Origin of the sequence: Xanthomonas sp. fls2-241-TYG-148, from assembly GCF_030208815.1 — a bacterium.
GTDB lineage: Bacteria > Pseudomonadota > Gammaproteobacteria > Xanthomonadales > Xanthomonadaceae > Xanthomonas > Xanthomonas campestris.
The window spans coordinates 128,681-141,583 of the sequence record NZ_JARVTE010000004.1 but is presented as its reverse complement, the minus strand read 5'-3'; the positions used below and the strand labels follow the sequence as shown (position 1 = coordinate 141,583).

The following is a 12,903-nucleotide window of genomic DNA, read 5'->3' as shown; positions in this document are numbered from 1 at the left end:
CCAGGGCGCGCTGCGCAGCATGCCAGCGCCGCCGTGAGAGTGTCGGCCAGCGTGGCCGGACACGGGAATCAGCCTTGTGCGGTGGCGTGCTGCGTGAAGGCGACATAGGCGTCCAGACGGGCACGTGCCGAGCCATCGGCGAGCACCTGGCGGGCGCGCACGATGCCATCGGCGATGCTGTCAGCCACGCCGGCCACGTACAGCGCCGCGCCAGCGTTCAGCGCCACGATGTCCAGCGCCGGGCCGGGCACGTTGTCGAGCACCTGCAACAGCATCGCGCGCGACTCGGCGGCATCGGCCACCTTGAGATTGCGGCTGGCCGACATGGCAATGCCGAAATCCTCCGGATGCACTTCGTATTCGTGCACCTGCCCGTCGCGCAACTCGCCAACCAGGGTGCCGGCACCCAGCGAGAGTTCGTCCATGCCATCGCGGCCCCACACCACCAGCGCGCGCTCGGCACCCAGCTCCTGCAGCACGCGCGCCTGGATGCCCACCAGATCCGGATGGAACACGCCCATCAAGATGTTCGGCGAACCGGCGGGATTGGTCAGCGGGCCGAGAATATTGAAGATGGTGCGCACGCCCATCTCGCGGCGCACCGGTGCCACCACTTTCATCGCCGGGTGATGCACGGGTGCGTACATGAAACCGATGCCGGTCTGCGCCAGCGATGCAGCCACCTGCTCGGGCTGCAATTCGATCACCGCGCCCAGTGCCTCCAAGGCGTCGGCACTGCCCGACTTGGACGACACGCTGCGGTTACCGTGTTTTGCGACTTTTGCGCCGCCGGCAGCGGCCACGAACATGGCGCAGGTTGAAATGTTGAAGGTGTGCGAACCGTCGCCGCCGGTGCCGACGATATCGACCATGTGGCGGCGATCGGTGACCTCCACGCGGCGCGAGAACTCGCGCATCACCGTGGCCGCACCGGCGATCTCGCCAATGGTTTCCTTCTTGACCCGCAAGCCGGTCAGGATGGCCGAGACCATGGCATCGGACACCTCGCCGCGCATGATCTGCCGCATCAGATCGACCATTTCGTCATGGAAGATCTCGCGGTGCTCGATGGTGCGTTGCAGGGCTTGTTGTGGGGTGATGGGCATGGAACCAACCGTGGAGTAAGAAGAAAGACTTCAGGCGATGCGCGCAGTGTGCGGGGCCAGCGTGACCGAGCAAACCCCGTGCGTACGCCTGCGTGCGCAGGACCGAATCAGTGCCACCCGCTGGTCACTGCCCCGGGCGCCGCATGCGAAAGCGCGCCTGCGCCTGCACTTCAAAATAATCGGCCGGGCCACCGGCGCGCAGGATGGTGTGCACGGCGGCCGGATCGTAAATGCCATCGCTCAGCGCCGCGTGCGCCAGATGCACGCCGACCACTTCGCCCAGCACCAGCCAGGTCTGGATGGGCTGCCCATCGGCAGCCTGCAACGGAATCAACTGGCTAAGCCGGCACTCAAAGCTCACCGGGCTGGCCGCCACCCGCGGCACGTCGATCAGCCGCGACGGCGCGGCCTGCAGGCCGGCCAACTCGAACTCGTCGACCTCCTGCGGCACCAACGCAGCGCTGGCATTCATCGCCTCGGCCAACGGGCGCGTGGCCAGATTCCAGGTGAACACCCCGGTGGCCTCGATGTTGCGCACGCTGTCCTTCCAGCCAATGCTTGCAAAACCGACGATCGGCGGGGTGTAGTTGAAGGCGTTGAAGAAACTGTACGGCGCCAGGTTGACGATGCCCTCGGCGCTGCGCGAGCCGATCCAGCCGATCGGCCGCGGGCCGACGATGGCATTGAACGGATCGTGCGGCAGCCCGTGGCCTTGCGCGGGTTCGTAGAAATGGAAGGTGTCGCTGGGCGGGTTCATCGTGGTCCAGGGCATTGCGGTGCTAGTGCGGGAAGTGGATGCGTTGGCGCCGCGATGGGAAGAGCTGTGCGTTGCGGCGCGCATGTCTGCTGTGCTGCATGCGCGTTGGCGCAGGCAGCGACGCTCAGCGCTCCAGGAAATTCTTCAGCAACGCATGGCCGTGCTGGGTGAGGATCGACTCCGGATGGAACTGCACGCCTTCCACCGGAAACTGGCGATGGCGCAGGCCCATGATCTCTTCCATCGAGCCGTCCGGATTTTCGGTCCACGCGGTGACTTCCAGGTCTGGCGGCAAGGTGGTCTTGTCCACCACCAGGGAGTGATAGCGCGTGGCCTGGTAGCTATCCGGCAGCCCGGCAAACACGCCCTTGCCTTCATGGCGGATCGGCGAGGTCTTGCCATGCATGATGTTGCCGGCGCGAATGACATCGCCGCCGTACACCTGACCAATGCTCTGGTGGCCCAGGCAGACACCGAGGATGGGCGTGGTCGGCCCCAGCTGCTCGATCAGCTGCAACGAGATGCCAGCCTCGTTCGGCGTGCACGGCCCCGGCGAAATCACGATGCGCTCGGGTTTGAGCGCAGCGATCTGATCGACGCGCATTGCATCGTTACGCACCACCGTCACCTCGGCACCCAGGGCCTGCAGGTACTGCACGAGGTTGTAGGTGAAGCTGTCGTAGTTATCGAGCATCAGCAGCATGGCAAGGGACTCATTGCGCGATCAGGAAGACCGCATAGATGTTTTCGGTGTAGGTGATGGTGCCGGTCAGCAAACTTTCGCCCAGACCCTGCGCGCCCGCACCTGGTGCAGGTGGTGGCGGGGGAGGCGGTGCCGGTGGCGAAGGCGGCGATACGGCCGAGCCGGGCCTGGGCACTGCAGGGGCGGACCAGGTGCCTGCTTCGACACCGTAAGCAAAACTCGGCGCTACATCGGAGATGCTGTAAATCCCGCCAAGTCGAACGCCGTAGGCAGCGGCCAGACCCTGGGCAGATTCGCGTGACTGCGTGGCCGCTTCGCGCTTGAGTGCTGCGCGCAAGGCGGCCGCGTCGGCGAATGCTGTCTGCATCGACAGCACCTGGACATTCTCGTTGGCATCCAGCCCGCCGAGGAAGGCGCGCACGTCCTTCAAGGACATGAAGGTGCCGCGGATCTTGCGCTCCACCTGGGTTCCCTGGAAAGCCAGCTTGCCGTTCTCGTAGCGCGATTGCGGAGAGATCGACAGTGCCGAGGCGTAGAGCGAATCCCTCATGACGTGATTGCGCTGAAGCCCCTGCAAGACCTGTTTGGCGCGCTCCTCGACGAACTGCCGTGCCAGATCTGGCTGCAGGTCGATCTTGCTGATCTTGAGGTCGACGATGAAACGATCCGGATCGACGGTACGAAATGCCTGCCCCTTCACCAGCAAGTGCGGTTGGGAGGGCAGCGTGTTGATCTGTGCCGATGCCACCACGGGCAACATCAGGGCGCCAGCGAGCATCCAACCTACGATTTTTTTCATCGTCATCATCCTTGTGTCCTAGAAACGGTCCTGAGATTTTGGGTCTTGCACAAGCGAGGCAACATCCGCACACAGACGATCGACCGCGGCGGGCGTCGTGGCCCACGAAGTCACGAAGCGAATCACCAGGCGGCCATCACTACGCGTTTCCCAGCGTTCGAAATCGTAGCGCTGCGCGATCTGCTCGGCCTGCTGCGCGCTCACGGCAATGAATTGCTGGTTGGTCGGCGAGTTGCTGGTGAATTCGGCGCCGGCGGCCAGCAAGCCGGCGCGCAGCCGCTGCGCCATTGCATTGGCATGCGCGGCTAATTCAAAGAACAGCCCCTCTTCGAACAGCGCAGCGAACTGCGCACCCAGCACCATGCCCTTGGCCAGCAGCGCACCGCGTTGCTTGATCAGGTAGCGGAAATCGGCCTGCAGTGCGGGCGTCACGATGACCAACGCTTCGCCGAGCAAGGCGCCATTCTTGGTGCCGCCGATGTAGAACGCATCGGTGAGCGCGGCGATGGTGGGCAGATCCAGATCGTTGCCATGGGCAGTCAATGCCGCGCCCAGACGCGCGCCATCCAGATACAGCAGCAAGTCGTGCGCGCGGCAGAACTGCGCGAGCGCCTCAAGTTCGGCACGCGTGTAGATGGTTCCGCTCTCGGTGCTATTGGAGAGATACACCAGCCGCGGCTGCACCATGTGCTCGTTGCTGTGCACCGCAAGCAGTGGCGCGATCAAGGCAGGCGTCAGCTTGTCGTGCAGCGCGGGCACGGTGAGCACCTTGTGTCCGGTGGCCTCGATCGCGCCGGTTTCGTGCGTGGCGATGTGGCCGGCTTCCACCGCAATCACCGCCTGATGCGGGCGCAAAAATGCGCTGATCGCAATCAGGTTGGTCTGCGTGCCGCCGACCAGTAGATGCACGGCGGCCTGCGGTTGCGCGATGGCAGTGCGAATCAATGCCGCAGCACGTTCGCTATGCCGATCGGTGCCGTAGCCGCCATTTTGCTCGGCACTGGCCTGCGCCAATGCCTGCAAGACGCGCGGATGTGCGCCCTCGCTGTAATCGTTGCGAAAGCTGATGCGTGGGCCGCCGCCCTGCCCGTCCATCACAGCCCCTTGGCGGCCTGAGCAACCGCGCGGAACAGGGCGCGGCCCTTGTTCATGGTTTCCTGCCATTCCAGATCGGGGTCGGAGTCGTAGACCACGCCGCCGCCGGCCTGCACATACAGATAGCCGTCCTGGATCACGGCGGTGCGGATCGCAATCGCGGTATCGGCGTCGCCATGCCAGCCGATGTAGCCCACGGCGCCGGAATACACGTTGCGCTTGACCGGCTCCAGTTCGCGGATGATTTCCAGGGCGCGGATCTTCGGTGCGCCACTGACAGTGCCGGCGGGAAATGTCGCGCGCAGCACGTCGCTGTAATTCAGGCCGGCTTTGAGCGTGCCGGTGACTTCGCTGACGATGTGCATGACGTGGCTATAGCGCTCGATCACGAACTGCTCGCCCACCTTGACCGTGCCCGGCTCGGCCACGCGGCCGACATCGTTGCGGCCCAGATCGATCAACATCACGTGCTCGGCGCGCTCTTTCGGGTCTGCCAGCAATTCGTCTTCCAGCGCCTTGTCCAGTTCCGGTGTTGCGCCGCGTGGGCGGGTGCCGGCGATGGGACGCACGGTGACCACGCCATCGCGCAGGCGCGCCAGGATTTCCGGCGAGGAGCCGACCACCTGGGTGCCGCCGACATCGAGAAAGTACATGTACGGCGATGGATTGAGCGCACGCAGCGCGCGATACACATCCACCGGACGCGCACGGAACGGAACACGCAACCGTTGCGACGGCACCACTTGGAAAATGTCGCCGGCGCGTACGTATTCCTGCGCCTTGCGCACCACCGCGTGGTACTCCTCGCGGGTGAACGAAGAATGGAAATCCGATTCGTCGATGGCATCGGAAATTTGCGCCTGCGGATAGCCGGCGCCTCCCTGGCGCAGGCGATGCGCCAGTTCGTCCAGGCGGCGGTTGGCGCGCACATAGGCCTGCGGCTGGCGCGGATCGGCATGCACGATCAGGTACAGGCGGCCCTTGAGATTGTCGAACACCGCCAGCTCTTCGGAGAGCATCAGCAGGATGTCCGGCGTGCCCAGTTCATCGGGCTTCTCCCCGCTACCCAGGCGCGGTTCGATGTACTGGATGCATTCGAAGCCGAACCAACCGACCAACCCGCCGGTGAAGCCGGGCAGGCCATCGAGCTGAGGCACCGAATGCTCGGCGCGCAAGGCGTCGACTTCGGCCAGCGGGTCGGCGACTTCGCGGGTCTCCAGCACTTCGCCGTGTTCGCTGACTTCCAGCGTGTGGCCGCGAAAGCTGTACACGCGTCGCGCCGGCAGGCCGATGATGGAATAGCGCCCGAAGCGCTCACCGCCTTCGACCGATTCGAACAGGTAGGTGTAGGCGCCGTCGGCGAGTTTCAGATAGACCGACAGGGGCGTGTCCAGGTCGGACAGCACTTCGCGGACAACGGGGATACGGGTGTGGCCTTCAGCGGCCTGGCGCTGGAACTGCTCTGCAGTGATCAAGACGACTTTCCTTCCGGGACTCTGTGGCGGGGCGGACGACGGCAACGGGCCACCATCGCCACCAGCGGCGAGCGGAAGAGAAGGAGCGTGGAGTCGTCAGGCGGGACACGTGGGTACTGTAGCGCAACTGCCGGTTTAGGGCAGCAGGTGCCAAGGCGAAAACTGCGGGAATTGCGAGGGTGGGTTGTGCCAGGTTGGGCGGTGTTGGTTATGGCGTCTCAGGCTGACCGACATCGGCTCCGGATAGCGCGTCCTTGTTGTGGAGCGCGTTCTTCGCACAAGGTGAGACATTGCCGTGCGCTAGTGCAGAGCGAGCTACCTGGTAGCGGCATGTGTGTCGGCACAGGGACCCTCACCCCAACCCCTCTCCCAAAGGGAGAGGGGCTTACAGCGATGCGTTGGCGGTTGCTTCGCTTGAGCCGCAGTTGCTTCGCTTGAATCCCGACTCCCCCATTCCCCATTCCCAGCTTCAAGCGCTCCGCAACGGGCAATCGATCGGCAAATGCATGCGCAGGCGGGCCGCCACGCATTCGACGCGGAAATGCCGCGAGGTTTCCGGTTCGCCATCCAGATTCAAGGTGAGCGGTTGCACGGAAGCGATCTCCAGCCAGGGCAGCCGGGTGCGCACCGCAACCCGTTCGAGCGCGGCCTGCTTGCCGCCGGTGACCAGGGTACCCAGCGTGGCGGCGACCTCGCCGTTGAGCGCGGGCACGATGGTGACATCGAGCAGGCCGTCGTCGATCAGCGCTTCCGGGCACAGCGCCTGGCCACCGCCGGCCTGGCGCCCGTTGCCCAGGCCCAGTGCGATGAATTCGCCTTCCCAGCTGAAATCCGGGCCGGTGAAGCGGGCACTGATCGGGTCGATCCGCCCCAGCCGCGACATGCCGGTGATCAGGTAGGCCAGCCCGCCGAGCATCTTCTTCAGGCCCTCATCGGTTTCCACGGTGACCTGCGTGCCGAAGCCGCCGCTGGCCACATTGGCGCACCAGTGCGGGCCGTGGTCGGCGTCGATACGCAGCAGGTCGATGGACTCGGCGGCACGTTCGGCAATCAGGCCCAGGGCGCCGAGCGGTTCGAGCGGGATCATGGCGGCAGTTGCGAAATCGTTGGCGGTGCCCAGCGGCACCAGGCCCAACGATGGCAGCGTGGCGGCGTCGTCCTGGTGGTGGGCCAGTGCGGCGGCCACTTCGCTCAGCGTGCCATCGCCGCCGCCGGCGACCACGGTCTGTACGCCATCGGCGATGGCTTCGGCCACATAGCGCTCGGCGTCGCCCTCTTCCCAGGTCACGCGTACATCGAGCTGGATGCCGCGCTTGCGCAGCACGCCCACCGCCTCGCGCAGATCCTCGTTGTCGGTGGATTTGCCGTTGAGGATCAGTCGCCAGTGGGACGGGGCCATGCGCGCTGCCGATGGGAGGAGGTGTGGTGCGCGCAGGCTAGCAGCGGCGGAATGCGTGGATCGTGAATACGCAGCGCCCGCACCTGTCATCGGCATGTCATCGATGACCCGGAGGATAGAAGGCCATAGCAGGGACGACGGGCGGAGGCAGGATCAGCCTCCAAATTTTCTTGAAGGCCGCTCCATTGGGGCGGCCTTTTTTTTATGCGTGTTTCGCAGGGGTGGCGAGGTGACGCGCGGTCGCTTGGCCACGGGCCGCATGGTCGAAGCAGGATGCCCTGGGCAGAGCCTGCGCTGCGCGCCTAAGCGGGCGTCAACCGCCAGGCAAGGCTAGAAGCCCGGCCTACGCGCGGCTCGTCCCTTGCCCCGCCGCCTCAGCTACCTGCAGCAAACGCCGCCAGGCGCTCGCCGTCGAGCCGGTACACGGTCCAGCCTTCCATGGGGCGCGCACCCACGGCCTGGTAGAACTCGATCGCCGGCTGGTTCCAGTCCAGCACCGACCACTCGAAGCGTCCGCAGCCCTTATCCACCGCCAGCTGCGCCAGGTGCCGCAGCAGCGCCAGGCCGGCGCCCTGCCCGCGCGCTTGCGGCCGCACGAACAGGTCTTCCAGATACAGGCCGTTGCGGCCCAGCCAGGTGGAGTAATTGAAGAAATACACCGCGAACCCAAGCACCTGGCCCCCCTGCTCGCAGAGCAGCGCGTGCGCGGTGGCACCGTCGCCGAACAGGCTGGCGCGCAGATCCTCCGGCGTGGCCTTCACCGCGTCGGGCTCGCGCTCGTACACCGCCAGCGCGGTGACCAGTTCATGCAGCAGCGCCGCATCGGCGGGCGTGGCGGAGCGGATCTGCAGCGGCGCCTGACTCATCGCGCTGCATCCACCGCCGCGCGCATCTGCGCGATGATCTGCGCGTAATCAGGCGCATTGAAGATGGCCGAGCCGGCCACGAAGGTATCCGCACCGGCGGCAGCGATCGCGCCGATGTTGTCGGCCTTGACGCCGCCATCGATCTCCAGGCGGATCGGCTTGCCCAGCGCATCGATCTTGCTGCGGATGGCGCGCAGCTTGTCCAGCGCCGAGGGAATGAAGGCCTGGCCGCCGAACCCGGGATTGACCGACATCACCAGCACCAGATCCAGCTCGGGCAGCACCCAATCGAGAATATCGACCGGCGTGGCCGGGTTGAGTACCAGCCCGGCCTGGCAGCCATGCGACTTGATCAACTGGATGGTGCGGTGCACGTGGCGGCTGGCTTCGGGATGGAAGCTGATGGTGGTGGCACCGGCGTCGGCAAAGTCCGGCACGATGCGGTCCACCGGTTCGACCATCAGGTGCACGTCGATCGGTGCAGTGATGCCGTGCTTGCGCAGCGCCTGGCAGACCATCGGGCCGATGGTCAGGTTGGGCACGTAGTGGTTGTCCATCACGTCAAAGTGCACCCAGTCGGCACCGGCCTTCAGGACGTTGTCCACTTCCTCGCCCAGGCGGGCGAAATCGGCAGACAGGATGGACGGGGCGATCGCCGTCGGTTGCATGGGCAGCTCGGGAAAATGCAGGAGCCCCATTGTCGCAACCGTGGCGCGGCGAGGAAAGCCGAGCGCGGCGGCAGGCGTGCGGTTGAACTCCGGGCCGGCTTGGCGTTGCCTGCCGGCGATGGGCGCCTGGCGCAGCCAACACCGGCGGTATTGCACTCGATCGACCAGAGCCGCTGCCTGGCAGGCCTTCCAAATCCACGACAGCCTCCCAAAACGCGACGATGCGTGCATCCGCAGCGGACGCGAGCGCGTAGGTACTGGACCGGCGCGCCGCGCCAGATGTCAGGAGACCGCATGAAAACCACCCCGCTCGCTTCCGCTGCCCTCGTTCTATTGGCCCTAGCCCCCTCGGCCTGGGCGCAATCCGGCCCCGCTGACTGGTCCGGCTTCTCGTTGGGGGCCAATGTGGGCGGCGCCGACCCGGCCGGCGTGTCCGGCGGCCGTTTCGGCTTCGATACCAACCTGGACGGCCGCGACGGCGACCAGGTCAGCACCGCCACCGGGGCAGATGCGTTTTCGCCGGGTTTCTGCGGTGGCGCCGCGGCCGGGCGCACGCCGGCGAGCGGGTGCAGCAAGGACAAGGGCGGTGCCGAATACGGCGTGCGAGCCGGCTACGACTGGCAGGTGGGCGACTGGGTCTACGGCGTGGTGGCCGAGTACACGCGCAACGACCTGCGCGACAGCGTCAGCGCCTTCAGCACCACACCGGCGCTGTACACCTTTACCCGCCAGCTCAATCGCACCGCCGCGCTGCGCGGGCGCGTGGGCTATGCGTTCGGCGCGCAGGGCGATTACCTCGCCTACGTCACCGCCGGCGTGGCGCGCGGCGAGTTCGACCACAGCTTTGCCAGCAGCAACACCGCCAACAGCTTCACTGGCAGCGGTGGCGACAGCGCAAATGGCTACCAGGCCGGCATCGGGCTGCAGCGTCGCTTGAGCGACCATGTCTCGGTGGGCGTGGAATATCTGTTCACCCGCCTGCAGGACGAAGACACCCGCGTGCGCGTCGGCCCGGGCACCGCCCCGGCGACCAACCCGTTCCTGCGCGTGAACCCGGCCGGCACCGACCTACGCCGCACGGACACGGATTTTTCGTCCAATGCGATCCGCCTGACCGCCAGCTACCGCTTCTGATCCGGCGAAAGGGCCTGGCCTGAGGGCTGGGTGCTGGGTGCTGGGTGACATATTCGCCCCGTGTGCGCCCAGGAATCTCTAGGTTCCTGGGCGTTTACGTAAGACCTCGCCGACTGTTCCGGGGGCAGTTCTGGAACGCGTCTCGCCAAGCGATGCGCGCATCGAGTCTCCGTTTAATTTGGCGCGTTCAAGGCCCAGTCGCGGACTGTTCCAAGGCCTGTTCCTCCATTCCTGCAGTTCTGGCCAGAGAGAGCCAGGCCTATGGGAGAGGCTGTGCCCGCAATGCGCGGCGTCAAAGGCTGAGGATGGCTTAGCAACGCACTCCTGATGTTGGGCAAATACGATCAGGCAGCCCCGCATTGATCTGATGATCTTGCTGCGGCCCATTGCCCCGCTTTCCGTCAGACCTCAGCGCTTGCGCTGCCGCTGGATGCGGTCGTAGGCGGCGTTGATCTGGCTGGCCTTCTTTTCGGCCTGCCGGCGGTCTTCCGGGCTGGCGTTGGCCACCTTGTCGGGGTGGTAGCGCGACATCAGGCGGCGATACGCCAGGTCGATCTCGGCTTTGGTGGCGTCTGCTTCCAGGCCCAAAGCCTCGTAGGGGTTCTCTTCGCGGCGCTTGAACCAGCCCGCATCCACCGCATGCCCGATCGCCAGGCCGATCATCACCCCGATCAGCGGCGCCCCGCGGAACAGCAAGGCGCCGGCAAGTGCGCCGAGCAATTTTCCGTACCAGGACATGGGGGCGATCGGCAGCCAAAGAGGCGGGCCGGCGATTTTACCCGAAGCCCTGTGTGGCTTGGCTGTCGATCGGCGTGCGAGGCGCTCATGGCCGAAGTACCGGGTACGTTTGCGACGCGCCGCATGCCGGCGGCAGCGTGCCTGACACCCGGGTGCGGCCGTCGGCCCTGCCGGTTCGGCACAGCGGCCATGGCCGTAAGCTTGCAGCGCCTGCCAGCCACTGCGTGCAGCGGGGCGCCGCGAAGCACCGTACACTACGCGGCCCGCTGCCTACCCGCGGGCCCGCCGGGTCCTGGGGACAGCGTCATTGCGACGTCCTTAGGAGTGCCTGTGTCGACCACGCTGTTGCAATCCGATCTCCCCGGCCTGCCGTTGCGCCACCGTGGCAAGGTCCGCGATGTCTTCGACATTCCCCGCGACCGCCTGCCCGCCGATGCGCCCCCCGGCGACTACCTGTTGATGGTGGCCACCGACCGCCTGTCTGCGTTCGACGTGGTGCTGCCCGACCCGATTCCCGGCAAGGGCGAAATGCTCTGCCAGGTGTCCAATTTCTGGTTCCACAAGACCGAACACCTGATGCCCAACCATCTGGTGGACATCCGCGTCGAGCAGGTGCTGCCTGAGGGCGTGGATCCAGCGCTGTACGCCAAGCGCGCGGTGGTCACGCGCAAGCTCAAGCCGGTGCCAGTGGAAGCGATCGCACGCGGCTATCTGATCGGCAGCGGCTGGAAGGACTATCAGCGCACCGGCAAGATCAGCGGCATCGAATTGCCCGATGGCCTGCGCCAGGCCGAGAAACTGCCCGAGCCGATCTTTACCCCCTCGACCAAGGCCGCTGTCGGCGACCATGACGAAAACATCGACTTCGACGCGATGGTCAAGACGGTCGGCGCCGAGCTGGCCGAGCGCGTGCGCGATGCTACCTTGCGCATCTATCGCTTCGCCGCCGATTTTGCCGCCGAACGCGGCATTTTGCTGGCCGACACCAAGTTCGAGTTCGGCACCGACGCCGATGGCCGCCTGTACATCATGGACGAGATGCTGACCCCGGACTCCTCGCGCTACTGGCCAGCCGACCAGTACGAACTGGGCACCAGCCCGCCGAGCTACGACAAGCAGTTCGTGCGCGATTACCTGGAAACCCTGGACTGGGGCAAAACCGCACCTGGCCCGCGCCTGCCGGCCGAAGTGATCGAACGCACGCGCGCCAAATACGCCGAGGCGTTGCAGAGGTTGGCCAATATTTCGGTTGATTGATGATTTGCCCCCCCGATTTAAAGGGGGGTAAAACGTCGCATTACGCTGACGCCGTTGTGACTAAAGCGCTGACATACTCGGCGCGTTTCGAGGCAATCGACTGCCAACTGAGGCGAGGCTGACGGTTGCACGTGAAACTTCATGACGGCCACTGCACACACTCGCATCCATTTATTCCACTAAGCTCGCCGCGATGGCGTGCTCTCTTGCCCAACGAGGTCGCAATGGCTCGGTCAAGTCACCTCTTCCGCATGCTGCCTCCCTTCCGCAGTGTGGTAATTCCCGGTTTATTGCTCGCACTGAGCGCCTGCACCGCCGGCGAGTCTGCTGCCCCTGCCGCTCCCGCTGCAGTAGCACCTGAGCAAACCAGCAAACCCGCAGCGCCGGCGGCCAACGACAAGCTTGGCGCGCTGATACAGGCCACCGGTGTCACGTGCACGGATATCAAAACCGCAAAAGGATGCACAGCAGGCAATCTCGACAGCGGCGACTTTTATGATGTGGAGCTTTCACCCGATTGTGGCGATGAGGGATTTTTTGCCGGCGTAGCCCAGGCGAAGGGAGTTGATTTATTGGATGTTGTGCCCGCCACCGGCAGCAAAGCAACGACGACAACAAACTTAGCAAAAGGCCAGCTTGTCTGCGTCCAGGCAATCGGCCGCGCAGGACAGAACCCGCTTTATTACTACGTTGCCGCAATTCCAGCGGACACCATTGCCAAGTGCAAGAACAACGTATTGTGTAAAACCTATGGCGACAGGCCGATCAAGCAGATCAAGCCTTCAAGTGGCGAGAGCTGCCACGCAGAAGCACCAGGACAGTACGTTGGAAATTGTGCACAAGGATGGGTGAGTGCGGATGCACTCGATGTATTTTCGAACGGATTGTGAGCCGTCTAATCCGTAT

13 protein-coding genes are annotated in these 12,903 nt (G+C 65.1%); 3 read left to right on the top strand and 10 right to left on the bottom strand.

Annotated features, from left to right (window positions below):
- Positions 1-68: 68 nt before the first annotated feature.
- The 9 genes from trpD to rpe form a co-directional block, all read right to left on the bottom strand.
- Positions 69-1,106 carry an anthranilate phosphoribosyltransferase gene (trpD, locus tag QRM60_RS08565; protein WP_285445979.1) on the bottom strand — a complete coding sequence of 346 codons (1,038 nt, stop codon included), beginning with the start codon at positions 1,104-1,106 and terminating at the stop codon, positions 69-71.
- A 124-nt stretch (positions 1,107-1,230) separates the two neighbouring features.
- A complete protein-coding gene (locus QRM60_RS08560) occupies positions 1,231-1,863 on the bottom strand; it encodes a flavin reductase family protein (RefSeq protein ID WP_042597311.1) in 633 nt (210 codons plus the stop codon).
- 124 nt (positions 1,864-1,987) lie between these two features.
- On the bottom strand, positions 1,988-2,566 hold the full coding sequence (locus tag QRM60_RS08555; protein ID WP_228878533.1) for an aminodeoxychorismate/anthranilate synthase component II: 579 nt from the start codon (positions 2,564-2,566) through the stop codon (positions 1,988-1,990).
- Between the two features lie 10 nt (positions 2,567-2,576).
- Positions 2,577-3,365 carry an SIMPL domain-containing protein gene (locus tag QRM60_RS08550; protein WP_115541163.1) on the bottom strand — a complete coding sequence of 263 codons (789 nt, stop codon included), beginning with the start codon at positions 3,363-3,365 and terminating at the stop codon, positions 2,577-2,579.
- Positions 3,366-3,383: 18 nt separating this feature from the next.
- Positions 3,384-4,460, bottom strand: coding sequence for an aminotransferase class I/II-fold pyridoxal phosphate-dependent enzyme (locus QRM60_RS08545; protein WP_285445978.1), 1,077 nt, complete (start codon positions 4,458-4,460; stop codon positions 3,384-3,386).
- Positions 4,460-5,935: an anthranilate synthase component I gene (trpE, locus tag QRM60_RS08540; RefSeq protein WP_040940492.1), complete on the bottom strand. Its 1,476-nt coding sequence runs from the start codon at positions 5,933-5,935 to the stop codon at positions 4,460-4,462. The genes QRM60_RS08545 and trpE overlap by 1 nt, the downstream gene beginning before the upstream one ends.
- Positions 5,936-6,404: 469 nt before the next feature.
- Positions 6,405-7,334: a lipid kinase YegS gene (gene yegS / locus QRM60_RS08535; RefSeq protein WP_285445977.1), complete on the bottom strand. Its 930-nt coding sequence runs from the start codon at positions 7,332-7,334 to the stop codon at positions 6,405-6,407.
- Positions 7,335-7,708: 374 nt separating this feature from the next.
- Positions 7,709-8,200 (bottom strand): GNAT family N-acetyltransferase, encoded by a 492-nt coding sequence (locus tag QRM60_RS08530; protein WP_115575989.1) that lies wholly within the window; start codon positions 8,198-8,200, stop codon positions 7,709-7,711.
- Positions 8,197-8,898, bottom strand: coding sequence for a ribulose-phosphate 3-epimerase (rpe, locus tag QRM60_RS08525; RefSeq protein WP_016945174.1), 702 nt, complete (start codon positions 8,896-8,898; stop codon positions 8,197-8,199). Before rpe ends, QRM60_RS08530 begins: the two co-directional genes overlap by 4 nt.
- 264 nt (positions 8,899-9,162) lie before the next feature.
- On the opposite strand from rpe, the gene QRM60_RS08520 reads away from it, so the two are divergent.
- Positions 9,163-10,002, top strand: a complete 840-nt coding sequence (locus QRM60_RS08520; protein WP_014509222.1) for an outer membrane beta-barrel protein — start codon at positions 9,163-9,165, stop codon at positions 10,000-10,002.
- A gap of 408 nt (positions 10,003-10,410) precedes the next feature.
- Here QRM60_RS08520 and QRM60_RS08515 read toward each other — a convergent pair whose 3' ends face one another.
- The gene (locus QRM60_RS08515; RefSeq protein WP_011035707.1) at positions 10,411-10,740 is read right to left on the bottom strand and encodes a DnaJ domain-containing protein; all 330 of its coding nucleotides are present in this window, start codon (positions 10,738-10,740) and stop codon (positions 10,411-10,413) included.
- A 330-nt stretch (positions 10,741-11,070) separates the two neighbouring features.
- Here QRM60_RS08515 and QRM60_RS08510 point away from each other — a divergent pair, with 330 nt between their 5' ends.
- Positions 11,071-11,997: a phosphoribosylaminoimidazolesuccinocarboxamide synthase gene (locus QRM60_RS08510; RefSeq protein ID WP_186829727.1), complete on the top strand. Its 927-nt coding sequence runs from the start codon at positions 11,071-11,073 to the stop codon at positions 11,995-11,997.
- Between the two features lie 224 nt (positions 11,998-12,221).
- The gene (locus QRM60_RS08505; protein ID WP_285446032.1) at positions 12,222-12,887 is read left to right on the top strand and encodes a hypothetical protein; all 666 of its coding nucleotides are present in this window, start codon (positions 12,222-12,224) and stop codon (positions 12,885-12,887) included.
- Positions 12,888-12,903 lie beyond the last annotated feature (16 nt).

Excerpts from the sequence above, each read along its gene's own strand:
- QRM60_RS08530 (WP_115575989.1), bottom strand. The coding sequence starts at position 8,200 with ATGAGTCAGGCGCCGCTGCAGATCCGCTCCGCCACGCCCGCCGATGCG.
- QRM60_RS08520 (WP_014509222.1), top strand. The coding sequence starts at position 9,163 with ATGAAAACCACCCCGCTCGCTTCCGCTGCCCTCGTTCTATTGGCCCTA.
- QRM60_RS08505 (WP_285446032.1), top strand. The coding sequence starts at position 12,222 with ATGGCTCGGTCAAGTCACCTCTTCCGCATGCTGCCTCCCTTCCGCAGT.
- QRM60_RS08545 (WP_285445978.1), bottom strand. The coding sequence starts at position 4,460 with ATGGACGGGCAGGGCGGCGGCCCACGCATCAGCTTTCGCAACGATTAC.
- QRM60_RS08515 (WP_011035707.1), bottom strand. The coding sequence starts at position 10,740 with ATGTCCTGGTACGGAAAATTGCTCGGCGCACTTGCCGGCGCCTTGCTG.
- QRM60_RS08560 (WP_042597311.1), bottom strand. The coding sequence starts at position 1,863 with ATGAACCCGCCCAGCGACACCTTCCATTTCTACGAACCCGCGCAAGGC.
- rpe (WP_016945174.1), bottom strand. The coding sequence starts at position 8,898 with ATGGGGCTCCTGCATTTTCCCGAGCTGCCCATGCAACCGACGGCGATC.
- trpD (WP_285445979.1), bottom strand. The coding sequence starts at position 1,106 with ATGCCCATCACCCCACAACAAGCCCTGCAACGCACCATCGAGCACCGC.
- QRM60_RS08555 (WP_228878533.1), bottom strand. The coding sequence starts at position 2,566 with ATGCTGCTGATGCTCGATAACTACGACAGCTTCACCTACAACCTCGTG.
- QRM60_RS08550 (WP_115541163.1), bottom strand. The coding sequence starts at position 3,365 with ATGAAAAAAATCGTAGGTTGGATGCTCGCTGGCGCCCTGATGTTGCCC.
- yegS (WP_285445977.1), bottom strand. The coding sequence starts at position 7,334 with ATGGCCCCGTCCCACTGGCGACTGATCCTCAACGGCAAATCCACCGAC.